Here is a 22,318-nt window from a genome sequence, read left to right on the forward strand (position 1 = left end):
AACGCCTCTGACCTGCGGTTCAGCGTCCCCAGCGGCCCATTTCCGCGGCGTATCCGTACACGGGTCGGCCAGTGGCCGCACTGGTCCGCAGCGGCCGTCCGCCGTCGTCGATCCGGAGGGTGCCGGAGCCCGACGGACCGGTCCAGCGCAGGTCGAGGTACCAGTCGCAGTCACAGCCCGTGGTGGCGGCCTCCACCCGCAGGACGACCGGCTCGGACGCCGAGACGCGCAGCGGGAAGGTGGGGGCCGGGAGGGAGCTGCCGGCGTCGTTCCCGGCGACGGACCGGGCGACGGGCCGGGGCGCGTCCAGGTTGACGGCGAAGGCCGCCGGGGTGAGGGCGCCGCCGCAGCCCTGGGACATCTGGTAGACGTTCCAGGCCGGCGGGGTGCGCCGCGCGGCCACCCGTACCTCCAGGTCCTCCAGGACGACGCTGCCCGTGCCCGTGCCGTGCAGGGTGACCTCCACGATCTGGGCCCCGGCGTGTACGGCACGCTGCGCCGCGGCCCAGGCGGGCGCGTCCGCCTCGACGGGCGGCGGGGGCACGGAGCCCGGTCCCTGCTCGGCCAGGTAGGCGTGATCGCAGCCGAAGGCCCACACGTGCGACCGTACCGCCGCCGTCAGCGGTACCGGCGCCGGCTTCGGCGACGGCTGTGACGGCGGCGCCGGAGGCGGGGCGGGCGCGGACGCAGGGTCGTCCGGTGCCGGCGGGGATGACGGCTGCGACCACGGCCCCGGCGCGGGCGTCCCGGCCGCTTCCGACGGCCCGGAGGACACGGCCGGGGTGGCTGCCCGCGGGGCCCCCGTCGCCCCGGCCCCGACCGGCGGCGTCTCCCGGTCCGGCAGGGACGCCGCCAGGGCAGCCACGGCCACCGCGCCCGCGGTCAGCCCGGCGGCGACGACGGCGGCTGTCCGCCGCCGGTACCGAGGGATCCGGACGACGGGCCCCAGCGCCGGATCCGGAGCCGGAGCCGGAGCGGGGTCCGGACCCGGAGTGGGCACGACAGCTGGTCCGGTGCCAGGTTCCGGGGCGACTCCGGCGGCAGGGTCCGGGACGGCTCCGGCGGCAGGGTCCGGGACGGCTCCGGCGGCAGGTTCCGGGACGGTTTCCGGTTCGGCCCTCGCCGCCGCGCGCCTGCGCGCGTCCGCCAGCAACCACGCCCGGTGCAGGTCCACCGCCTCCCCCGGCAAGGCCCCGCAGGCCCGCGCGAAACGGTCCACCACCGCGAACTCCGTCGGGACGGCCTCCCCGTTGCAGTAGCGGTGCAGGGTCGACGTACTCGTGTGCAGTCTGCGCGCCAGTGCCCCGTAACTCAGCCCGGCGCGCTCCTTCAGCTCCCGCATCAGCCGCGCGAACCGCTCCGCCTCGTCCACGGCGTTCCCCCGTCCCACGACCGCGTTCCATGCAGGGGGTGTTCCCCCAGGTGACAGCACGTACGGCCATTCCAGTGTCCCGAATCCGCAGCGATCCGTCGTCCGACACCCCGGCCCGGGGAAAGCCTGTCCACGTACGCGGTCGCACCGCTCAGCGCCGCCGAGCACCACGAAGACCACGAAGACCACCAAGACCATGACGACCACGGGGAGTACCGACCATGTTCCGACGCTCCGGCACCGCCGCCACCCTCACCACCGCCCTCCTCGCGGCGGCCACCGCTCTCGTCCTCACCGCCCCGGCCCCTGCCACGGCGGCCACCGCACCGGGGTTCATCAAGGGCACCGACCTGCCGCCGCACCCCACCTCGCCCTGGTACGCGGGCGAGGTCACCAAGGGGCTGCCCGAGTCCACTCCGTTCTGCCTGGAGGGCGCACTCCCGGCAGCGGGCAGCTGGCACCGCAGCTTCGGCACGGAGTTCGACACCGGCGCCGTGCAGGTCTCCGTACGGGCGGCCTCGCCTTCCGCGGCCGCAGAGCTCGCCGGCACCCTGGAGCGCAAGGTCGCGGCCTGCGCCGCCGACTGGCTGCGCACGACCCCGGGCGGCACGGCCTCCTGGCAGGACTACGGGAAGCTCACCGTCGAGGAGGGCGCGCACGTCTACGGCGTGCACACCTCGATCCCCGATTCCGAGCCCGGCGTGCACCTCTACGGAATCGGACGCGACGGGTCCACTGTCACGGTGGTGAAGTGGGGCCAGATGGGAGACCTGTCCGACGCCCCGGTCGCCGGTTTCAAGAAGACGACGAGGGCGGCCGTGAACAAGCTCAACCCGTAGCGCCGCCGCCCGGCCGTCCACCGACCGGAGTGGGACCATGGACATGAGGCGATGGCCATGCGTTCCGGAAATGAGCCGGTGACCGCCCGCAGTCCGCTGCGGCTGCGGTTCTGGCTGAGTCTGTGGGGGCTGATCTGGGCCGCCGCCGGGACGGCCCTCTTCTCGCTGGCCGGCCGTCCCGGGTGGGCGGCGGCCTGCGGTGCGGTCGTGCTGCTGGCGGCCGTGGACCTGGCGGTGGTCGTCCATCACATTCACCAGGGCCCGCATTACCAGCCCGGCCCCGACATCCCGCCGTACGAACCGCCCCGGGACGGGTGAGTTCAGTCCTCGAAGCGGGCCGCCGCCAGGTACTCCGGCTGCGGGTCCAGCGCGGCGGCCAGCCGGAAGTGTCTGCGCGCCTGCTCGGGCCGGCCGGAGCGCTGGTGTGTGCGGGCCAGTGCGAAGTGGGCGAAGGCGTTGTCCGGCTCCCGCTCCAGCACCAGCTCGAACTCAAGCTCCGCCGGGCGCAGTTGGGCGGCGGCGAAGAAGGCCCGGGCACGCAGCAGCCGGGCCGCCGTGTTCTCGGGGTGGGCCGCTATGACCGAGTCGAGCAGCTTGACCGCACCGCGCGGGTCGCGTGCGGCGAGCAGGTGCTCGGCTGCCCGGTAATCGATGACGTGCGTCTCCGGGCTCGCCGGACCGGACGAGGACGACGGCGAGGAGTGCGGCGTGGTGTCGGACACGTTGAGTTCCTTCCCTCTACGGGCGCGTTCAACGCCCGCCCCCGCAGCCGCTATTCCGCCGCCCGCGTCTCGGTGGCACGCGCTTCCGCCGCCCGCTCCTCTGCGGCTGCGGCACGCGCTTCCCCGGCCCGCGCCGTGAGCTCCGTCCACACCTTGCGCACCTGCGGCTCCAGCGCCTCCAGCGGCCCGTCGTTGTCGATCACGCAGGTCGCCACGGCGAGCCGTTGCTCCCGCGTGGCCTGCGCGGCCATCCGGGCCCGCGCCTCCTCCTCGGCCATCCCGCGCAGCGCGGTCAGCCGTGCCAGCTGCGTCTGCGGCGCCGCGTCCACCACGACCACCAGGTCGTACAGCGGCGCCAGACCGTTCTCCGCGAGCAGCGGTACGTCGTGCACCACGATCGCGTCGGCCCCCGCGGCGGCCTCCAGCTCGGCCGACCGGGCGCCGACCAGCGGGTGCACGATCGCGTTGAGGGTCTGGAGCTTCGCCGGGTCGGCGAACACGATCGACCCGAGTTTCGGCCGGTCCAGTGCCCCCTCCGCGGTCAGGACCGCCTCCCCGAAGGCCGCCACGACGGCCGCGAGCCCCGATGTACCGGGCTCGACGACCTCCCGCGCGATCCGGTCGGCGTCCACGATGACCGCCCCGTACTCAGCCAGCAGCCGCGAGACCTCGCTCTTGCCGGCACCGATCCCGCCCGTCAGGCCCACTTTCAGCATGCCCGCAGCCTAGCCCCCGCCCTCACCCGAGCCCTAGGCCCCCGGCTGCCCAGCCCAGTCGGCCCGGCCGGCCCTGCCCTCAGCCTTCGCCCTCGCGCTCCGCGAGGAACCGCTCGAACTCGCGGCCGATCTCATCGGCCGACGGGATCTCCGCGGGCTCTGCGATCATGTTCCCCCGGCTCTCGGCGCCGGCGGCAGCGTCGTACTGGTGCTCCAGCCCCTGCACCAGGCTGACCAGCTCCTCGTCGCCCTCCCGGATCTGCCGGTCGATCTCCGTCTGGGTGCGGTGGGCCTCCGTACGCAGGGCGTGCGCCACCGCGGGCAGGACAAGCCCGGTCGCCGCCGTGATGGCCTCCAGCACCGTCAGCGCGGCGTCCGGGTACGGGGAACGCGCGACGTAGTGCGGTACGTGCGCGGCGACACCGAGCACGTCGTGCCCGGCCTGCGCCAGACGGAACTCGACCAGCGACTCCGCGCTGCCCGGCACCTGCGCCTCGTCGAACGGGCTGCGGTGGCCCGGCATGAGGTCGGTCCGGTTGCCGTGCGGGGTGATGCCGACGGGCCGCGTGTGCGGGACGCCCATGGGAATGCCGTGGAAGTTGACCGAGAGCCGGACGCCGAGGCGCTCGACGATCTGCCGGACGGCGACGCTGAAGCGCTCCCACTCCACGTCCGGCTCGGGGCCGGACAGCAGCAGGAACGGCGCTCCGGTGGCGTCCTGGACGAGCCGGACCTCCAGCCGGGGCTCCTCGAACTCCGTCCAGCGGTCGCGCTGGAAGGTCAGCAGCGGGCGGCGGGCCCGGTAGTCCACCAGCCGGTCGGCGTCGAAGCGCGCCACCACCTGGTGGGGCAGGGTGTCCAGGAGCCGCTCGACGATCTGCTCCCCGGTCTCACCCGCGTCGATGTACCCCTCGAAGTGGTAGAGCATGACCAGCCCGGCCGAGTCCTGGGCGAGCGCCAGGTCGGCCACCGCCAGGCCCTTGGCGTCCCATTCGTACAGACCCTGTGGATCAAGCACCGTCACCACTCCTCCCTCGTCGCGTTCTCTGCAATGAACGTCCAAGGAGGCGCCACCATTCCCCAGTTGGCCAAACGGATCAGCGGGAAACGCGGTGAGGCCCGCCCCCCGAAGGGGACGGGCCTCACCGTTCAGCTCAACCAGCTCGGCTCACACCGGGGTGTGATGCGCGCTGCGATCAGCTCTGGCCGCCGGCCAGCTTCTCGCGGAGCGCGGCCAGGGCCTCGTCCGACGCCAGGGCGCCGGAGGTCTCGTCCGACTCCGAGGAGTACGAACCACCCGAGATGCCCGCACCGGCGTTGCCACCGGCGGCCGGGGCGGCAGCGCCCTCGGCGGCAGCGGCCTCGTCGGCCTCGCGGCTCTTGATGACCTGAGCCTGGTGCTGCTCGAAGCGCTGCTGCGCCTCGGCGTACTGGGTCTCCCAGGCCTCGCGCTGCTTGTCGAAGCCCTCGAGCCAGTCGTTGGTCTCGGGGTCGAAGCCCTCGGGGTAGATGTAGTTGCCCTGGTCGTCGTACGACGCGGCCATGCCGTACAGGGTCGGGTCGAACTCGACCGACGCCGGGTCGGCACCGAAGGACTCGTTGGCCTGCTTCAGCGACAGCGAGATCCGGCGACGCTCGAGGTCGATGTCGATGACCTTGACGAAGATCTCGTCGTTGACCTGGACGACCTGCTCCGGGATCTCCACGTGGCGCTCGGCCAGCTCGGAGATGTGGACCAGACCCTCGATGCCCTCGTCCACGCGGACGAACGCACCGAACGGAACCAGCTTGGTGACCTTACCCGGGACGACCTGACCGATCTGGTGGGTCCGGGCGAACTGCTGCCACGGGTCCTCCTGCGTCGCCTTCAGCGACAGGGAGACGCGCTCGCGGTCCATGTCGACGTCGAGGACCTCGACGGTGACCTCCTGGCCGACCTCGACAACCTCGGACGGGTGGTCGATGTGCTTCCAGGACAGCTCGGAGACGTGGACGAGACCGTCGACGCCACCCAGGTCCACGAAGGCACCGAAGTTGACGATCGAGGAAACGACGCCGGAGCGGACCTGACCCTTCTGCAGGGTGGTGAGGAACGTCTGGCGAACCTCGGACTGGGTCTGCTCGAGCCAGGCGCGGCGGGACAGGACCACGTTGTTGCGGTTCTTGTCCAGCTCGATGATCTTCGCCTCGAGCTCCTTGCCCACGTAGGGCTGGAGGTCGCGGACGCGACGCATCTCGACGAGGGAGGCCGGCAGGAAGCCGCGGAGGCCGATGTCGAGGATGAGACCACCCTTGACGACCTCGATGACGGTACCGGTGACGATGCCGTCTTCTTCCTTGATCTTCTCGATCGTGCCCCAGGCACGCTCGTACTGAGCGCGCTTCTTGGACAGGATCAGACGGCCTTCCTTGTCCTCCTTCTGGAGAACAAGGGCCTCGATCTCGTCGCCGACCTTGACGACCTCGTTCGGGTCGACGTCGTGCTTGATCGAGAGCTCACGGCTCGGGATCACGCCTTCGGTCTTGTAACCGATGTCGAGCAGGACCTCGTCCCGGTCGACCTTCACGATGACGCCGTCGACGATGTCGCCGTCGTTGAAGTACTTGATCGTCTCGTCGATCGCGGCGAGGAAGGCTTCCTCGTTACCGATGTCGTTGACCGCTACCTGCGGAGTGGTAGAGGTGGTCTCGGTGCTGCTCGTCATGTGGGAAAGGGCTCCGGTTACGGACAGAAAGTCGTAGGTACTGCTACGCCGGGAGCCCTTATCGGCATCTGCCGAAGCCGGACAGCCAAGGAAGCCCTGATCCGCGAGAAGCGGGAAGGGCCTCGAAAACCGAGGGGACATCAACAAATGCAAGCGCAGCCTGCTAGGTCTGAGGAGCACAGGCTCGCAGCGCAACTTGTAGCATACGGGGGCAGCCGGACACGGTCAATGCGCGAAGGCGGACACCCCCGGCGGATCGCCGTATAACCGGCACAATTCGTGGGCGGGGAGGCCGTCATGCCACGTCCCTGCTCCGCTCCGCAGACATTCGCAGACTACGACGACGGGCCCCATGAACCAAGAGGACTACGCCCCCGAAGACGCTTACGAGGCAGATTCCGCCTCCGGGGACGACGCCGAGGCCACCCGGCGTGACGCCGGTGAAGCGGAGAGCAGCCGGGCGAGCCGCGGCTGGTGGGACCGCAACGCCGACGAGTACCAGAGCGAGCACGGCGCCTTCCTCGGCGACGACCGCTTCGTGTGGGGGCCGGAAGGCCTGGACGAGGCGGAGGCGGCCCTCCTGGGCCCCGCCGCCTCCCTCAAGAACAAGGACGTCCTGGAGATCGGCGCCGGCGCCGCGCAGTGCTCGCGCTGGCTGGCCGCGCAGGGCGCCCGCCCCGTCGCCCTCGACCTCTCCCACCGCCAGCTCCAGCACGCCCTGCGCATCGGCGAGGACGTCCCGCTCGTCGAGGCCGACGCCGGCCGGCTGCCCTTCCGCGACGCGTCCTTCGACCTCGCCTGCTCCGCCTACGGGGCCGTCCCGTTCGTCGCCGACCCGGTGAACGTGATGCGCGAGGTACGCCGCGTACTGCGTCCCGGCGGCCGCTGGGTCTTCTCCGTCACCCACCCCATCCGCTGGGCCTTCCCCGACGAGCCCGGTCCCGAGGGCCTCTCCGTCGCCGCGTCCTACTTCGACCGGACCCCGTACGTGGAACAGGACGAGCAGGGCCGCGCCGTGTACGTCGAGCACCACCGCACGATCGGCGACCGGGTCCGCGACGTGGTGGCGGGCGGCTTCCGCCTGGTCGACCTGGTCGAGCCCGAGTGGCCGGAGTGGAACAGCCAGGAGTGGGGCGGCTGGTCCCCGCTGCGCGGCAACCTGATCCCGGGCACCGCGATCTTCGTCTGCGAGCGCGACTGACGTGATCCGTACCGCCGCAATCGACACCCTTCCCGTACGGGAGGCGGTGCCCGCGCTCGTCTCGGCGCTGGACGGCCACGGCACCGCCGTGCTCTGCGCACCGCCGGGCACGGGCAAGACCACGCTGGTGCCGCTGGTGCTGGCGGGGCTGGTGGGCGGCGGGCCCCGGCGCCGGGTCGTGGTCGCCGAGCCGCGGCGGATCGCCGCCCGGGCGGCGGCGCGGCGCATGGCCTGGCTGCTCGGCGAGGCCGTCGGCGGCGCGGTGGGCTTCACGGTGCGCGGCGAGCGGGTGACGGGCCCCGGCACGGTGGTCGAGGTGGTCACCACCGGTGTCCTGCTCCAGCGGCTCCAGCGCGACCAGGAGCTGGCCGGCGTGGACCTGGTGATCCTGGACGAGTGCCACGAGCGGCACCTGGACGCCGACACGGTCGCCGCCTTCCTCCTGGACGTACGGGAGACACTGCGCCCGGATCTGCGTCTGGTGGCGGCTTCGGCGACGACCGACGCGGCCGGGTGGTCGCGCGCGCTCGGTCGTGGCGGTCCCGGCGACGCGCCGGTGGTGGAGGCGGCCGGGGTCTCGTACCCGGTGGAGACGGTCTGGGCTCCGCCGGCCCGGCCGGTGCGGCCGCCGCACGGGATGCGGGTGGACCCGGCGCAGCTGACGCACGTGGCCTCGGTGGTACGACGGGCGCTGGCGGAACGTTCCGGCGATGTCCTGTGCTTCCTGCCCGGCGTCGGGGAGATCGCCCGGGTGGCCGGGCAGCTGGGCGGGGTGGACGCGGAGGTGCTCCAGATCCACGGGCGGGCCCCGGCTGCCGTGCAGGACGCGGCGCTGACGGCTTCCGACCACCGCCGGGTGATCCTTTCCACCGCCGTGGCGGAGTCCAGCCTGACCGTGCCGGGCGTACGCGTGGTGGTGGACTCCGGGCTGGCCCGCGAGCCCCGGATGGACCACGCGCGGGGGCTGGGCGCGCTGGCGACCGTACGGGCATCCCGCGCGGCCGGGCGCCAGCGGGCGGGGCGGGCCGGGCGCGAGGCGCCGGGCGCGGTGTACCGCTGCTGGACCGAGGCGGAGGACGGACGCCTGCCCGCGTTCCCCTCCCCCGAGATCCGCATCGCCGACCTGGCGCAGTTCGCCCTGCAGGCGGCGTGCTGGGGCGATCCGGACGCGTCCGGGCTGGCGCTGCTGGACCCGCCGCCGGCCGGGGCGATGGCCGCGGCGCGGGAGGTCCTGCGGGCCGTGGGCGCGGTGGACGGCGCGGGCCGTCCGACTCCGCGGGGTCTGCGGATGGCCCGGCTGGGCCTGCACCCCCGGCTGGCCCGCGCCCTGCTGGACGGCTCCGCGGCCCTCGGCTCCCGCCGGGCCGCGGAGGTGGTGGCACTGCTGAGCGAGGAACCGCCGCGGGAGTACGGGGACGACCTGGCCGCGGCCTGGCGCTCCGCCCGGCGGGGCGGCGACGCCTACGCGGCCCGGTGGCGCGCGGAGTCCCGCCGCCTGGAGCGAGCCGCGGGTCCGGCTCCCACCGGGGCCGGATCATCGGACGCCGGGCTGCCGGCCGGCCCCGCCGATGCGGGCGCCGCTGCGCGGGGCTCTTCCCCCACCCCGCCCCTTCCCGAAACCGGGGCCGGCGACCCCGGCCGCCGCACTCGGGGCTCCGCCCCGGGCCCCCAGCCGGGCTCTGCCCGGACCCGCGCCTCAAACGCCGGCGGGGCTGAAATGGCGCTCCGCGCCATCCAGGCGCCGCAGGTGCAGGGCGCAGCCCCTGCACCTGCCGGCGCGGACGGGGCAGATTCAGCCCCGCCGGCGTTTGAGGCGCGGGGGTCCGGGGGCGGAGCCCCCGCCGGGTCCGGGGCGGAGCCCCTGGAACGGGAACTCGGGACGCAGCCCCTGGAACGGGGACGCGGGGCGGAGCCCCGGGAACGGGGACGCGGGGCGGAGCCCCGGGAACGGGGACGCGGGGCGGAGCCCCGCGTTTCGGGAAGGGGCGGGGTGGGGGGCGACTCCCTGTCCGACGACGCCGCCGCCGGGCTCGTCGCCGCCCTCGCGTTTCCCGAGCGCGTAGCGAAGGCCAAGGGAGAGGGCGCCTTCCTCATGGCGTCCGGGACCGCGGCCGAGCTCGCCGACGGCTCACCGCTGCGCCGCGCGCCCTGGCTCGCCCTCGCCGTCGCGGACCGGGCCCCGCACTCCGCCTCGGCCCGCGTCCGGCTGGCCGCCGTCATCGACGAGGAGACCGCCCTGGCCGCAGCCGCGCATCTGCGCAGCCAGGGTGAAGAGGTGCGCTGGGAGGACGGGGACCTCGTCGCCCGGGCGGCGGACCGGCTGGGAGCGATCGAGCTCGCCGTACGCCCTCTGCGGAACCCCGACCCCGCCCTCGTACGGGCCGCCCTGCTCGACGGGCTCCGTACCGAGGGGCTCGGCCTGCTGCGCTGGTCCGCGGACGCGGAAGGGCTCCGGGCCAGGCTGGGCTTCCTGCACCGGACGCTCGGTGGCGCGTGGCCCGACGTGGCGGACGACGGCGCGCTGCTGGACCGCGCCGACGACTGGCTGGAGCCGGAGCTGTCCCGCGCCCGGCGCCGGGCGGACCTCGGGCGGATCGACGCCGGGCAGGCCCTGAACCGGCTCCTGCCCTGGGCCACCGGCGAGGCCGCACGGCTGGACGAGCTGGCTCCGGAACGGCTCGAGGTCCCCAGCGGATCCCGGATCCGGGTGGACTACTCCGCCGAGCACGGGCAGCCGGTGCTGGCCGTGAAGCTCCAGGAGCTGTTCGGGCTGGCCGAGACGCCCCGGGTGTCCGGGGTGGCCGTACTCGTCCATCTGCTGTCGCCCGCCGGACGGCCCGCCGCCGTCACCGCCGACCTGGCCTCGTTCTGGCAGGGCGGCTACCGCGCCGTCCGCGCCGAGCTCCGTGGCCGCTACCCCAAACACCCCTGGCCGGAGGACCCCGCCACCGCCGAGCCCACTCGCCACACCAACGCCCGCTTCAGGCGCTGAGCTCCGCCTCCGGCCGTGGTCCCGGCTCCCGGCGGCTCCTCGCCTCCAGCCACAGCGCCACCGCGAGGAGCGCCAGCCCGCCGGCCGCCAGGCCGATCGGCGCGTAGGTGTGCAGCGCGAGGACCTTCGTACGGTTCGAGGCGACCAGGTCGAGGGTGTACTTCGCGTAGTCCTCGCGCATCTTCACGTGCCCGGCGAAGGCGGTGAGCTTGCCGTCGGGGCCGCCCGCCGCGATGCCGCCGCGCATCTCCTGCTGGATCACCTGCTCCGCGTTGACCGGCGCCCCGGTCACCGGGTCGACCCAGAACATCGCCTTCGTCGTGTACCAGAGGGTGGTGCCGGTGGTCGCCTCGATCGTCGCCGGGTCGATGCCCTCGATCGGCATCTTCTTCGGCATGGCGACCTTGGTCCACGGGACGGTCTGCTCGAAGTAGTAGACGTCCATGCCGCGGTACGTGCGCGGGCCGACGTAGTGGATCGGCGAGGAGGTACGGGTCTGCGCGTCGAAGTACAGGTAGTCGCGCGGCTCCGTGAAGAACGGCCACTTGAACTCGATGCCCTCGCGTTCGACGGCGTCCCCGTCGACCATCTCGCCGGTGGCGTGCACCGGGTCCTGGGTGTGGGCGTCGAAGATGTAGCGCTCGGGGATCTGGGAGACCGTCTTCCCTTCCGGGTCGATGATGTGCGTCAGCGTGTCCCAGACGACGACGTCTTTGCCCGCGCTGGCCTCGATCTCCTTCGACGCCTCCACGTTGCCCTTGAGGGTCTGGACGATCGTGACCTTGTCGACCTTCTTGGGCTGCATGCCGTTGAAGTAGTCGAGGAGGGTCGCGTCCTTCGCCTCCAGGACCATCTCCTGGTACTGGTTCGGCGGGATCTTGGCGAGTCGCGGGTACGCGTACCAGCGCAGCAGCGGTGCGAGGGCCGCGCAGAACACGGCGAGGGCCAGCAGGACGAGGCTCGCTCTGCGTCGCATGGCCGGGCCCTCCTCTACTTTCCGGGCGCGGGGGGCGCGGTGGTGAGCAGGGGCTTGGGTGAGGTCTTGCCTTCGGGCGCCCCGAGCGCCGTGATGGCGAGGACGAGGAGCACCGCGAGGACGAGCCCGCTGGCGGCGGCGATGAATGCGCGCATGCCGGGCCTCCGGAATCTGATAGGGCGTCAGGGCGGAGGCACCGTAGCAATGCGGACGCGAGATGAGAACCGTTCGACTACGGGGTTTCCCCCAGGCCGGTCGCCTCCGGCGGGGGAGACGGGAACGCGGACCGGGACGCGGACGGGGATGGGGACGCGGACGGGGACGGAGACTGCGAGGGCTTGGGCCCGGGCTTCACCGTCGGGGTCGGGGTGGGCGTGGGCTTGGGGCTCGGCGTGGGCGGGGCCGTAGGCGTCGGGGTGGGGGTCGGCGTCGGGGTGGGCGTGGGGGTCGGGGTGGGCGTCGGGGTCGGGGTGGGCGTCGGGGTCGGGGTGGGCGTGGGGGTAGGCGTGGGGGTAGGCGTAGGCGTCGGCGAGGGCGTCGGCGAGGGCGTCGGGTCCGGTGAGGGCGAGGGCGTAGGAGTGGGTGCGGGGCTCGGCTTCGGGTCCGGCTTCGGCGGTGTCACCGCGGGCGCGCCCGCGCCCCCGTTGTCCGGGACCTCGTGCGTCCCCTTGAGGTAGTAGGTGAACCAGGACCGCACCGTCCTCAGGTACTCGGCGGACTGGTTGTACGAGAGCACCGCCCGGTCCAGGTCCGCGTCCACCCGCAGGTCCCGGTTCCCCGCGCACAGGTACCGCCCGGCCGCGAGGGCCGCGTCGTACACGTTGTTCGGGTTGCGCCGGCCGTCGCCGTCCGCGTCCTGCCCCCACGCCGCCCACGTGGAGGGGATGAACTGCATGGGCCCGACCGCCCGGTCGTACCTGGCGTCCCCGTCGTACGCCCCGCCGTCCGTGTCCGGGATGTCGGCGAAGCCGTTGCCGTCGAGCACCGGTCCCAGGATCGGGCGCAGCGTGGTGCCGGCCGCGTCCACCCGGCCGCCGCGCGCCTGCCCGGACTCGACCTTGCCGATCGCCGCGAGGAGCTGCCAGCGCAGTCCGCAGCGGGCGTCGCTCTCCCCCACCACCTTCTCCGCCCGCAGGTACGCGGCGAGCACGCTCGCCGGTATCCCCTGCGCGCCCTCACCCGCGCCTGCGACCACGGGCCCGGATTCGGCCGCCGCGTGTTCCCCCGGCGTCGTCGGCGTGCCGCCCTCCGGCAGCAGCAGGGCCGGCGGCTCGGGGCTAGCCGGCGGCGGCAGTTCGGTGAAGTAGGAGGAGTCCCCTCCGGTTCCGGCCGCCAGCGGCGGGGGTGGAGCACCCCCCTCGCCGACCGCGGAGATCCGGTCCGCCGGCCCGCCGGCCGGGCCTTGGGAAGCGGTCACCGCGGCGACCACCAGCGCGCAGACCAGGGCGGCCGCCCCGCCCCTGCGCAGCCTGCGTCCGTATATTCGAGCCGACATGAGCCGGACCCCTCCCCCTCGACGTCGGGCGCGACCATACGTCAGCACCCTGCAGAGGGCCCGTACTGTGTACGGGAATTCACGACATCCCCACGTCGACGAGAGGCGCCATGCCGTTCACCCTCAGCCATGCGGCCGCCGTACTTCCGGCCGTCCGCCGGACCGGGCGCGCGCGGGGGCCGCTGGTCGCCTCGGCGCTGGTCCTCGGATCGTTCGCACCGGACACGTTCTACTTCGCCGACGCGGTCGTCGAAGGGGTCATGTCGTACGGCGACTTCACGCATTCGCTGCCGGGCGTGCTCACCGCGGACGCCGTGCTCACCGCCGCCCTGGTGGGATGCTGGCTGCTGTTGCGGGAGCCGCTGATCGCGCTCCTGCCGCGCGGCTGGCGCGGTCGCGTCCACGCCTTCGTGCGCGGCGAACGCTGGCGGGGGCGCCAGCCGTCCGCGCTCGCGCTCCGGTTCTACGTCTCGGCGGTCGTGGGGTCCCTCACGCACGTGGTGTGGGACAGCTTCACGCACCTGGACCGCTGGGGGACGAATGCCCTGCCGGCGCTCGGTGAGCCGCTCGCCTTCGGCCTGCCGCTCTACACGTACCTGCAGTACGGCAGTTCGGCGGCCGCGGCCTGCGCTCTGCTCTGGTTCACGGCGACCGCCCTGCGGCGGCTGTCCGCCCCGCCGGTTCCGGCGTCCGTGCCGGTGCTGACCCGCGCCGAGCTGGGGGGTGCGCTCGCGCTGGTCGTGGTGTGCGTGGCGGCCGGCATCACCATGCGCGTGGTCCGCTTCTTCACGTTCTTCGACCGGATCCGCACGCCGCTCGACATCATTCCGACCGTCTGCTTCGGCGCGGGCGGCGGCCTCGCCGTGGGTCTACTGCTGTACGGGGCCCTCGTGCGCCTGCGCCACCGGCGCGGCCCGAGCCGCTCGGCCGAGGACGCGCGAACGCCCGTTCCCGCCGCCCGGTAGGCGGCGGGAACGGGCGCGGCGCGAGCCGTACGCACCTGCGCGGGTCAGTGCGCGGCGGACTCCCAGTCGGGGCCGACGCCCACCGACACGTCCAGGGCGGCCCGCAGTTCCACGGCGGCGCCCATCTCGCGGCGCACCAGCTCCTCCACCTGCTTCCGCTCGCCCGGGGCGATCTCCAGCACGATTTCGTCGTGGACCTGGAGCAGCATCCGCGACTTCAGGCCCGCCTCGGTGATCGCCTTGTCGACGCGCAGCATCGCGACCTTGACGATGTCGGCCGCGGTGCCCTGGATCGGGGCGTTGAGAGCCATCCGCTCGGCGGCCTCGCGGCGCTGGCGGTTGTCGCTGTTGAGGTCGGGCAGGTACCGGCGGCGGCCGAAGACCGTCGCCGTGTATCCGGTGGCCCGGGCCTCGTCCACGACGCGCCGCAGGTAGTCGCGCACGCCGCCGAACCGCTCGAAGTACGTCTCCATCAGGCCGCGCGCCTCGGCGGGCTCGATGTTCAGCTGCTGCGCGAGACCGAACGCGGACAGCCCGTAGGCGAGACCGTACGACATGGCCTTGATCTTGCGGCGCATCTCGGCGTCGACCTGCTCGCGCTCCACGCTGAACACCTGGGAGGCGACGGTGGTGTGCAGGTCCTCGCCGGAGGCGAACGCCTCGATCAGGCCCTCGTCCTCGGAGAGGTGGGCCATCACGCGCAGCTCGATCTGGCTGTAGTCGGCCGTCATCAGGGACTCGAAGCCCTCGCCGACGACGAAACCGCGGCGGATGGCGCGGCCCTCGTCGGTGCGCACCGGCACGTTCTGCAGGTTGGGGTCGGTGGAGGACAGGCGGCCGGTCGCGGCGACGGTCTGGCTGAAGCTGGTGTGCACCCGGCCGTCGGCGGCGACGGTCTTGACCAGGCCCTCCACGGTGACACGCAGCTTGGCCTGCTCCCGGTGCCGCAGCATGATCACCGGCAGTTCGTGGTCGGTCTGCGTGGCCAGCCAGGCCAGCGCGTCCGCGTCCGTGGTGTAGCCGGTCTTGGTCTTCTTCGTCTTCGGCAGGTCCAGCTCGCCGAAGAAGACCTCCTGGAGCTGCTTGGGCGAGCCGAGGTTGAACTCGTGGCCGACCGCCGCGTGCGCCTCCTTCACCGCCTGCTGCACCGCTCCCGCGAACTGCTGCTCCATGGCCTCCAGGTGGTCGCGGTCGGCGGCGATGCCGGCCCGCTCCATCCGGGCGAGCAGCTCGGAGGTCGGCAGCTCCATGTCGTGGAGCAGCTCGGCCGCGCCGACCTCGGCGAGCTTGCCGGTGAAGGCCTCGCCCAGGTCCAGGACGGCGCGGGCCTGCGCCATCAGCGCCTCGGCCTCGGCCGTCTCGTCCGCGCCGAAGGCCAGCTGGCCGTCGGCGGCGGCTGGCGCGAGCTCCCGGTGCAGGTACTCGTGGGACAGCACGTCCAGGGCGAAGGACCGGCGGCCCGGCTTGACCAGGTAGGCGGCGAGCGCCGTGTCCATGGTGACGCCCGCGAGGCTCCAGCCGTGCTCGGGGAAGACCCGCATCAGACCCTTGGCGTTGTGCACGACCTTCGGCTTCGCCGCATCGGCCGCCCAGGCGGCGAAGGCCCGCTCGTCCGCCTCGTCCAGCTCGGACGGCTCGAACCAGGCGGCCGGACCCGCGGCCGAGGCCAGCGCGACCTCGCTGACGTTGCCCTGACCCAGCGCCCAGCTGTCGACGGTGGACACGCCCAGCGGCGCGCCCGCGTGGGCTTCGAGCCACGGAGCGAGCTCGCCCGCACCCAGCACGGAGCCGTCCAGCTCCACGCCCGCCGCCACCGGAGCCGGGGCCTCTTCCTCGGCCGCGCCCGGGTCCACGGCCAGCAGCCGCTCGCGCAGCGAGGCGTTGCGGATCTCCAGCACGTCCAGCACCCCGGTCACCGCGGACCGGTCGTACGGGACGCGGGCCAGGTCGGCCGGGGCCTTGGACAGCTCCACGTCCTTGACCATCTCGGTCAGGACGCGGTTGAGCTTGACGGACTCCAGGTGGTCGCGCAGGTTCTGCCCGACCTTGCCCTTGACCTCCTCGGCACGCTCCACGAGCTCCGCGAACGACCCGAACTGGGTGATCCACTTGGCGGCGGTCTTCTCGCCGACACCGGGGATGCCCGGCAGGTTGTCGGACGGGTCACCGCGCAGCGCCGCGAAATCCGGGTACTGCTGGGGAGTGAGACCGTACTTCTCCTCCACCTTCTCCGGGGTGAACCGGGTCAGCTCGGAGACGCCCTTGGTCGGGTAGAGCACGGTGGTGTGCTCGGAGACGAGCTGGAAGGAGTCGCGGTCGCCGGTGACGATCAGCACGTCGAAGCCGAGGGCCTCCGCCTGCGTCGCCAGCGTCGCGATCACGTCGTCGGCCTCGAAGCCGTCGACCGCGAACCGCGGCACGCGCATCGCGTCGAGCAGCTCGCCGATCAGCTCGACCTGCCCCTTGAACTCGTCGGGAGTCTTGGAGCGGTTCGCCTTGTACTCGGGGAACTCCGTCGAACGCCACGTCTTGCGGGACACGTCGAACGCCACCGCGAAATGCGTGGGGGCCTCGTCGCGCAACGTGTTCGCCAGCATCGACGCGAAGCCGTAGATGGCGTTGGTCGGCTGGCCGGTCGCGGTCGTGAAGTTCTCCGCGGGCAGCGCGAAGAACGCCCGGTACGCCAGGGAGTGCCCGTCCATGAGCATCAGGCGGGGGCGGTCCGCTGCGGTCGTCTGGTCGGTCTTCTTCGATGCTGAATCTGCCACGCCCCCGATCCTAGGCGCCCCCACCGACAAAACCGGACGGGCTGCGGGGACCGGCAAATCCGGCGGCGGCGATGTCGGCGGGGCGTGACAGGATCGGGGGCGTACGCGCAGACAGCTCGAAGGGGAGCGACATGGCAACCAAGCCGCCCGCAGGTGATCCGGTACAGGACGCGCCGCAGGTCGCGCCCCCGAAGCAGGCGGCCGCCGGGCTGCCCGCGATCGGGCACACCCTGAAGATCGCGCAGCAGCAGATGGGCCTGGCCCGGACCGCCCGCACCCTGCTCAAGGTCAACCAGAAGGACGGCTTCGACTGTCCCGGCTGCGCCTGGCCCGAGGGCGACGAGCGGCACACCGCCGAGTTCTGCGAGAACGGCGCCAAGGCCGTCGCCGAAGAGGCCACGCTGCGCCGGGTCACCCCTGAGTTCTTCGCCGCGCACCCCCTCGCCGACCTGGCCACGCGCTCCGGCTACTGGCTGGGGCAGCAGGGCCGGATCACCCACCCCATGCTTCTGGAACGAGGGGCTCTGCCGGAGGGCGGCGACCGGTACGAGGCGATCAGCTGGGAGCGGGCCTTCGCGGTCATCGCGGAGGAGCTCACCGCGCTCGCCTCCCCCGACGAGGCCCTCTTCTACACCTCGGGCCGCACCAGCAACGAGGCCGCGTTCCTCTTCCAGCTCTTCGCCCGCGAGTTCGGCACCAACAACCTGCCCGACTGCTCCAACATGTGCCACGAGTCCTCGGGCTCCGCGCTCAACGAGACCATCGGCATCGGCAAGGGCAGCGTCTCCCTCGAAGACCTCCACCAGGCCGAACTGATCATCGTCGCCGGGCAGAACCCGGGCACCAACCACCCCCGCATGCTCTCCGCCCTCGAACGGGCCAAGTCCGCCGGCGCGAAGATCATCTCGGTGAATCCGCTGCCCGAGGCGGGAATGGAACGGTTCAAGAACCCCCAGACCCCCCTCGGCATGCTCAAGGGCACCGCCCTCAACGACCTCTTCCTGCAGATCCGCATCGGCGGCGACCAGGCCCTCTTCCGCCTCCTGAACAAGCTGGTCATCGAGGCGGGCGGAGCCACCGACGAGCAGTTCATCCGCGAACACACCCACGGCTACGAGGACTTCGCGGCCGCGGCCAAGGAAGCCGACTGGGACGAGACCCTCACCGCGACCGGCCTGACCCGGCCCGAGATCGAGCAGGCGCTGGCCCTGATCCTGGCCTCGAAGCGCACCATCGTCTGCTGGGCCATGGGCCTCACCCAGCACAAGCACGCCGTCGCCACCATCCGCGAGGTCGTCAACCTGCTCCTGCTGCGCGGCGACATCGGCCGCCCCGGCGCCGGCGTCTGCCCCGTCCGCGGCCACTCCAACGTCCAGGGCGACCGCACCATGGGGATCTTCGAGCGCCCCGCGCCCGCCTTCCTCGACGCCCTCGACCGCGAATTCGAGATCACCTCGCCGCGCCACCACGGCTTCGACGTGGTCCGCTCGATCCAGGCCCTGCGCGACGGCGAGGCCAAGGTCTTCTTCGCCATGGGCGGCAACTTCGTCGGCGCCACCCCCGACACCGAGGTCACCGAAGCCGCGATCCGCCGCGCCTCCCTGACCGTCCACGTCTCCACCAAACTCAACCGCTCCCACGCGGTCACCGGCAAGCGCGCCCTGATCCTGCCCACCCTCGGCCGCACCGACAAGGACGTCCAGGCATCGGGCAAGCAGTTCGTGACCGTCGAGGACTCCATGGGCATGGTCCACTCCTCCCGCGGCAACCTCGCCCCGGCTTCACCGCACCTGCTCTCCGAGCCCGCGATCGTGGCCCGCATGGCCCGCGCCGTCCTCGGCGAGGCCTCCAAGACCCCCTGGGAGGAGTTCGAGCGGGACTACGCGGCCATCCGCGACCGGATCTCCCGCGTCGTCCCCGGCTTCGAGGACTTCAACGCCCGCGTGGCCCGCCCGGGCGGCTTCCGGCTCCCGCACGCCCCGCGCGACGAGCGCCGCTTCCCCACCAAGACCGGCAAGGCCAACTTCACCGCCGCGCCGGTGGAGTACCCCCGGGTCCCGGCGGGCCGGCTGCTCCTGCAGACCCTGCGCAGCCACGACCAGTACAACACCACCATCTACGGCCTCGACGACCGCTACCGCGGGATCACCGGCGGCCGCCGCATCGTCATGGTCCACCCCGAGGACGCCGCCGAGCTCGGCCTCGCCGACGGCGCGTACACGGACCTGGTCAGCGAGTGGAATGACGCCGTGGAGAGGCGCGCGCCCGGCTTCCGCGTGGTGCACTACCCGACCGCCCGCGGCTGCGCCGCCGCGTACTACCCCGAGACGAACGTGCTGGTCCCGCTGGACTCCACCGCGGACACCAGCAATACCCCGGCGAGCAAGTCCGTCGTCGTCCGCTTCGAACCGGCCTGATAGAACGACGTCAGGACAAGCAGGTTAACGAGCGTTGACGAACGGAGCCGGCCCATGGGCGAGCAGCACGCAGTGAAGTTCCCGCAGGAGGTCCTCGACGAGTACGCGGCCCTGGGCATCGACCTGCCCTCGCTGTTCTCGGCGGGCCACCTCGGCGAGCGCATGGACATCAAGATCCTCGAGGCCTCGGCCGACCGGGTCGTCGCCACCATGCCGGTCGAGGGCAACACCCAGCCCTACGGACTGCTCCACGGCGGCGCCTCCGCCGTCCTCGCCGAGACCCTCGGCTCCGTCGGCGCGATGATGCACGGCGGAATCAACAAGATCGCCGTCGGCGTGGACCTGAACTGCACCCACCACCGCGGCGTCCGCTCCGGCATCGTCACCGGCGTCGCCACCCCCGTCCACCGGGGCCGCTCCACCGCCACCTACGAGGTCGTCATCAGCGACGAGCAGGACCGGCGCGTCTGCACCGCCCGGCTCACCTGCCTGCTGCGCGACACGGACTCTTAACAACGCGGCCGATACCAGCAGTTGTGCAGCCCCCGGCGCCGGTCTAGCGTTCCCGCATGGGATCCGGACCGGCGCCGCGTCGCGCCACGGCCGCACGCGCGATGACGGGAGTCCTGGCCGCCACGCTCCTCGGCTGCGCCGGCCACAGCACCCCCGCCGGCGCCACCGCCACCGCACCGCCACCCGCGCCGCACACCACCACGCCCCAGGAACTCTGCACCGCCCTGATCACCCACTGGACCGGGGTGATCCTCGACGCCGGCGAGGGCCGCGACGCCGTCCGCCTCGACTACCAGGCCATGGGCCTGTCCGGCGGCCAGAACGAGATCCTGCGCGCCGTCCTCGCCGAAGCCCGCACCGCACAGCAGACCGAGGGCCGGGAGGCCGCCCGCGAGCTCACCGCACGCGAGGCCGGACGCCGCTGCGCCGAGCGCTACCGCTCGGGCACTCCGACGGGCGGTCCCTGGCAGTGAGCGGCATCGGCCCCGTCGAGCCCGGGGAGGGCACCACGGGCCGGGAGAGGCCGCACGCGGAGCCCCGTACGCCCCGTGGCCGAGCGGTCCGGCGGATCCGGGTCCGCTATGCACGCCACCGGCGGGCCGTGCTCACCCTGGCCGCGGCGGCCGCACTGGCCGCGGCCGGCGCCCGGGTCTACGCCATCCTCCCCTCGCCGCCGGCGCCCCCGCCCCCGCCGGCCCCCTCGCAGACCGTGTCCCTCACCTACGGCGAACCGGTGGAGCCGACCCCCTCCGGCAACGCGTTCGCGTTCACTGTCCGTGTGCGAAACGGTTCCGGTCCGGGCGTCACGGTGGAGCGGATCGCCCAGCCGTCGCAGGCACTGAGCGTGACGATCCAGCCACCGCTGCCGGTCACGGTCGCGGCGGGAGAAGTCCGCGACCTCGTGGTGCTGATTCGGGCAAAGGACTGCGTGCATGTAGCACGGAATTCCGGGCTTCCATTCCTGGAAGTAACCCTCAGTAATGAAATTCAGAAAGAGGATCACAGTTACATCCCCGGTGACCGTTATGCCAGGGATCTTTCCGTGGCCCTGACCAGGGCCTGTCCCGAAGATCGAGACACCGGCAGCGCAACTCCGTCATGACCAACAGGCCCGAGAGTCCTGGCAAGACAGGACCCAAACCCGCGAATGGTCCTCACGCATCTCAGCATGCGGACAAGACGAACCGGCCTGAATTCCCCCGTTCCACCCCCAGAGATCCGCTATGCATTACGCCGTGGCATAACAAGAGAGTCACATCATTGGCCTCAGCCCTCCATATCCCCCGAAGAGCCGCCTAGAGTCACGGCCAGTTACCGCGACCGCCGGATTCCACTCAGTTCGGTTCCCGCGTTCGACTCGGCGCGTCCCAGGGGGGACGCGGCGCCAGGAAAGGACTGATCGTGCGTCATCGTTCGCTCATCGCCGTGACGGCCGCCCTCGCCGCGGGCGCCCTCACTCTCACCGCCTGCGGCTCGCGCGACGACAAGGGCGGCGCTTCCACCGACGGTGGCAACACCACGGTCGTCATCGGCGTCGACGCCCCGCTCACCGGCGACCTCTCCGCCCTCGGCCTCGGCATCAAGAACTCCGCCGACCTCGCCGCGCGCCAGGCCAACGAGAAGAAGTACGTCAAGGGCGTCACCTTCAAGATCGAAGCCCTCGACGACCAGGCACAGGCCTCCTCCGGCCAGCAGAACGCCACCAAGCTCACGGCGAACAAGGACGTCCTCGGTGTCGTCGGCCCGCTGAACTCCTCGGTCTCCGAGTCGATGCAGAAGGTCTTCGACGACGCCAAGCTCGCCCAGATCTCCCCGGCCAACACCAGCCCCTCGCTGACCCAGGGCCCCAAGTGGGCCGAGGGCACGAAGACCCGCACCTACAAGAGCTACTTCCGCACCGCCACCACGGACGCCATCCAGGGCCCGTACGCGGCGCAGTACCTCTTCAACAAGGCCGGCAAGAAGAAGGTCTTCATCATCGATGACAAGAAGACCTACGGCGCCGGCCTCGCCGGAACCTTCAAGGGCGAGTTCACCAAGCTCGGCGGCGCCGTCGCAGGCGAGGGCCACATCGACCCGGAGAGCAAGGACTTCTCCGCGATCGTGACCCAGGTCAAGAGCTCCGGCGCCGACGTCGTCTACTACGGCGGCGAATACCCGGCGGCCGGCCCCCTCAGCAAGCAGATCAAGGCCTCCGGCACCAACATCCCGCTCGTCGGCGGTGACGGCATCAAGGACAAGAAGTACGTCGAGCTGGCCGGCGCCACCGCCACCGGCGACTTCGCCACCTCCGTCGGCGCCCCCGTCGAGAGCCTGCCCTCCGCCAAGGACTTCATCGACAACTACAAGAAGGCCGGCTTCAAGGACGACTACTCCGCCTACGGCGGCTACTCGTACGACTCCGCCTGGGCCGTCATCGAGGCCGTCAAGAAGGTCGTCGAGGCCAACGACGGCAAGCTCCCCTCCGACGCCCGCGCCAAGGTCCTCGAAGCCGTCCAGGGCGTCTCCTTCGACGGTGTGACCGGCAAGGTCTCCTTCGACGAGTTCGGCGACGCCACCAACAAGCAGCTCACCGTCTACAAGGTCGAGGGCGACGACTTCAAGCCCGTCGAGTCCGGCACCCTCGCCGGCTGAACC

Annotated in this window: 19 protein-coding genes; 10 read left to right on the forward strand and 9 right to left on the reverse strand. The window is 72.4% G+C overall.

Going from position 1 to position 22,318, the window contains the following annotated elements:
• Positions 1-19: 19 nt before the first annotated feature.
• On the reverse strand, positions 20-1,390 hold the full coding sequence (locus AB0D48_RS02930) for a helix-turn-helix transcriptional regulator (protein ID WP_362390080.1): 1,371 nt from the start codon (positions 1,388-1,390) through the stop codon (positions 20-22).
• A 203-nt stretch (positions 1,391-1,593) separates the two neighbouring features.
• Here AB0D48_RS02930 and AB0D48_RS02935 point away from each other — a divergent pair, with 203 nt between their 5' ends.
• Positions 1,594-2,211: a hypothetical protein gene (locus AB0D48_RS02935; RefSeq protein ID WP_362390082.1), complete on the forward strand. Its 618-nt coding sequence runs from the start codon at positions 1,594-1,596 to the stop codon at positions 2,209-2,211.
• 57 nt (positions 2,212-2,268) lie between these two features.
• A complete protein-coding gene (locus AB0D48_RS02940) occupies positions 2,269-2,529 on the forward strand; it encodes a DUF6343 family protein (protein ID WP_362390084.1) in 261 nt (86 codons plus the stop codon).
• 2 nt (positions 2,530-2,531) lie between these two features.
• Here the strand turns inward: AB0D48_RS02940 and AB0D48_RS02945 are convergent, their stop codons facing one another.
• The 4 genes from AB0D48_RS02945 to rpsA all read right to left on the reverse strand — a co-directional run bounded on the left by AB0D48_RS02945 (position 2,532) and on the right by rpsA (position 6,354).
• Entirely contained in the window at positions 2,532-2,933 is a 402-nt protein-coding gene (locus AB0D48_RS02945; RefSeq protein WP_362390086.1) for a tetratricopeptide repeat protein, read from the reverse strand.
• A 50-nt stretch (positions 2,934-2,983) separates the two neighbouring features.
• Complete coding sequence (gene coaE / locus AB0D48_RS02950; RefSeq protein ID WP_362390088.1) at positions 2,984-3,649, reverse strand: dephospho-CoA kinase; 666 nt, start codon at positions 3,647-3,649, stop codon at positions 2,984-2,986.
• Positions 3,650-3,728: 79 nt separating this feature from the next.
• Complete coding sequence (locus AB0D48_RS02955) at positions 3,729-4,667, reverse strand: PAC2 family protein (RefSeq protein ID WP_362390090.1); 939 nt, start codon at positions 4,665-4,667, stop codon at positions 3,729-3,731.
• 178 nt (positions 4,668-4,845) lie between these two features.
• The gene (gene rpsA, locus AB0D48_RS02960) at positions 4,846-6,354 is read right to left on the reverse strand and encodes a 30S ribosomal protein S1 (protein WP_030010959.1); all 1,509 of its coding nucleotides are present in this window, start codon (positions 6,352-6,354) and stop codon (positions 4,846-4,848) included.
• A gap of 352 nt (positions 6,355-6,706) precedes the next feature.
• On the opposite strand from rpsA, the gene AB0D48_RS02965 reads away from it, so the two are divergent.
• Both AB0D48_RS02965 and AB0D48_RS02970 read left to right on the forward strand, forming a co-directional pair.
• Entirely contained in the window at positions 6,707-7,555 is an 849-nt protein-coding gene (locus AB0D48_RS02965; RefSeq protein ID WP_362390093.1) for a class I SAM-dependent methyltransferase, read from the forward strand.
• Between the two features lies 1 nt (position 7,556).
• The gene (locus tag AB0D48_RS02970; protein ID WP_362390095.1) at positions 7,557-10,547 is read left to right on the forward strand and encodes an ATP-dependent helicase C-terminal domain-containing protein; all 2,991 of its coding nucleotides are present in this window, start codon (positions 7,557-7,559) and stop codon (positions 10,545-10,547) included.
• Here the strand turns inward: AB0D48_RS02970 and AB0D48_RS02975 are convergent.
• From AB0D48_RS02975 to AB0D48_RS02985, 3 genes are all read right to left on the reverse strand, one after another.
• Complete coding sequence (locus tag AB0D48_RS02975; protein ID WP_362390097.1) at positions 10,537-11,523, reverse strand: DUF3068 domain-containing protein; 987 nt, start codon at positions 11,521-11,523, stop codon at positions 10,537-10,539. The genes AB0D48_RS02970 and AB0D48_RS02975 overlap by 11 nt on opposite strands.
• A 14-nt stretch (positions 11,524-11,537) precedes the next feature.
• Positions 11,538-11,678: an SPW_0924 family protein gene (locus AB0D48_RS02980; RefSeq protein ID WP_215149930.1), complete on the reverse strand. Its 141-nt coding sequence runs from the start codon at positions 11,676-11,678 to the stop codon at positions 11,538-11,540.
• Between the two features lie 77 nt (positions 11,679-11,755).
• The gene (locus AB0D48_RS02985) at positions 11,756-13,018 is read right to left on the reverse strand and encodes a lytic transglycosylase domain-containing protein (protein WP_362390100.1); all 1,263 of its coding nucleotides are present in this window, start codon (positions 13,016-13,018) and stop codon (positions 11,756-11,758) included.
• Between the two features lie 110 nt (positions 13,019-13,128).
• Between AB0D48_RS02985 and AB0D48_RS02990 the strand changes: the two genes are divergently transcribed.
• Entirely contained in the window at positions 13,129-13,983 is an 855-nt protein-coding gene (locus AB0D48_RS02990; protein ID WP_362390102.1) for a DUF4184 family protein, read from the forward strand.
• Positions 13,984-14,027: 44 nt separating this feature from the next.
• On the opposite strand, the gene polA is transcribed toward AB0D48_RS02990, so the two are convergent.
• Positions 14,028-16,751 carry a DNA polymerase I gene (polA, locus tag AB0D48_RS02995; protein ID WP_362390104.1) on the reverse strand — a complete coding sequence of 908 codons (2,724 nt, stop codon included), beginning with the start codon at positions 16,749-16,751 and terminating at the stop codon, positions 14,028-14,030.
• A 131-nt stretch (positions 16,752-16,882) separates the two neighbouring features.
• On the opposite strand from polA, the gene AB0D48_RS03000 reads away from it, so the two are divergent.
• From AB0D48_RS03000 to AB0D48_RS03020, 5 genes are all read left to right on the forward strand, one after another.
• Positions 16,883-19,168 (forward strand): FdhF/YdeP family oxidoreductase, encoded by a 2,286-nt coding sequence (locus tag AB0D48_RS03000; RefSeq protein ID WP_362390106.1) that lies wholly within the window; start codon positions 16,883-16,885, stop codon positions 19,166-19,168.
• A 54-nt stretch (positions 19,169-19,222) separates the two neighbouring features.
• Positions 19,223-19,681, forward strand: coding sequence for a hotdog fold thioesterase (locus AB0D48_RS03005; RefSeq protein WP_362390108.1), 459 nt, complete (start codon positions 19,223-19,225; stop codon positions 19,679-19,681).
• A 56-nt stretch (positions 19,682-19,737) separates the two neighbouring features.
• Positions 19,738-20,154 carry a hypothetical protein gene (locus AB0D48_RS03010; protein ID WP_362390110.1) on the forward strand — a complete coding sequence of 139 codons (417 nt, stop codon included), beginning with the start codon at positions 19,738-19,740 and terminating at the stop codon, positions 20,152-20,154.
• A 128-nt stretch (positions 20,155-20,282) separates the two neighbouring features.
• A complete protein-coding gene (locus tag AB0D48_RS03015) occupies positions 20,283-20,783 on the forward strand; it encodes a Tat pathway signal sequence domain protein (RefSeq protein WP_362390112.1) in 501 nt (166 codons plus the stop codon).
• Between the two features lie 299 nt (positions 20,784-21,082).
• Positions 21,083-22,315, forward strand: a complete 1,233-nt coding sequence (locus AB0D48_RS03020; protein ID WP_362390114.1) for a branched-chain amino acid ABC transporter substrate-binding protein — start codon at positions 21,083-21,085, stop codon at positions 22,313-22,315.
• Positions 22,316-22,318: the final 3 nt, after the last annotated feature.

Origin of the sequence: Streptomyces sp. NPDC048269 (assembly GCF_040652395.1) — a bacterium.
GTDB lineage: Bacteria > Actinomycetota > Actinomycetes > Streptomycetales > Streptomycetaceae > Streptomyces.

Bases quoted from the DNA above. Each gene is read 5' to 3' on its own strand.
- AB0D48_RS02935 (WP_362390082.1), top strand. From the start codon at position 1,594: ATGTTCCGACGCTCCGGCACCGCCGCCACCCTCACCACCGCCCTCCTC.
- AB0D48_RS02940 (WP_362390084.1), top strand. From the start codon at position 2,269: ATGCGTTCCGGAAATGAGCCGGTGACCGCCCGCAGTCCGCTGCGGCTG.
- coaE (WP_362390088.1), bottom strand. From the start codon at position 3,649: ATGCTGAAAGTGGGCCTGACGGGCGGGATCGGTGCCGGCAAGAGCGAG.
- rpsA (WP_030010959.1), bottom strand. From the start codon at position 6,354: ATGACGAGCAGCACCGAGACCACCTCTACCACTCCGCAGGTAGCGGTC.
- AB0D48_RS02965 (WP_362390093.1), top strand. From the start codon at position 6,707: ATGAACCAAGAGGACTACGCCCCCGAAGACGCTTACGAGGCAGATTCC.
- AB0D48_RS02975 (WP_362390097.1), bottom strand. From the start codon at position 11,523: ATGCGACGCAGAGCGAGCCTCGTCCTGCTGGCCCTCGCCGTGTTCTGC.
- AB0D48_RS02980 (WP_215149930.1), bottom strand. From the start codon at position 11,678: ATGCGCGCATTCATCGCCGCCGCCAGCGGGCTCGTCCTCGCGGTGCTC.
- AB0D48_RS02985 (WP_362390100.1), bottom strand. From the start codon at position 13,018: ATGTCGGCTCGAATATACGGACGCAGGCTGCGCAGGGGCGGGGCGGCC.
- AB0D48_RS02990 (WP_362390102.1), top strand. From the start codon at position 13,129: ATGCCGTTCACCCTCAGCCATGCGGCCGCCGTACTTCCGGCCGTCCGC.
- AB0D48_RS03000 (WP_362390106.1), top strand. From the start codon at position 16,883: ATGGCAACCAAGCCGCCCGCAGGTGATCCGGTACAGGACGCGCCGCAG.
- AB0D48_RS03005 (WP_362390108.1), top strand. From the start codon at position 19,223: ATGGGCGAGCAGCACGCAGTGAAGTTCCCGCAGGAGGTCCTCGACGAG.
- AB0D48_RS03010 (WP_362390110.1), top strand. From the start codon at position 19,738: ATGGGATCCGGACCGGCGCCGCGTCGCGCCACGGCCGCACGCGCGATG.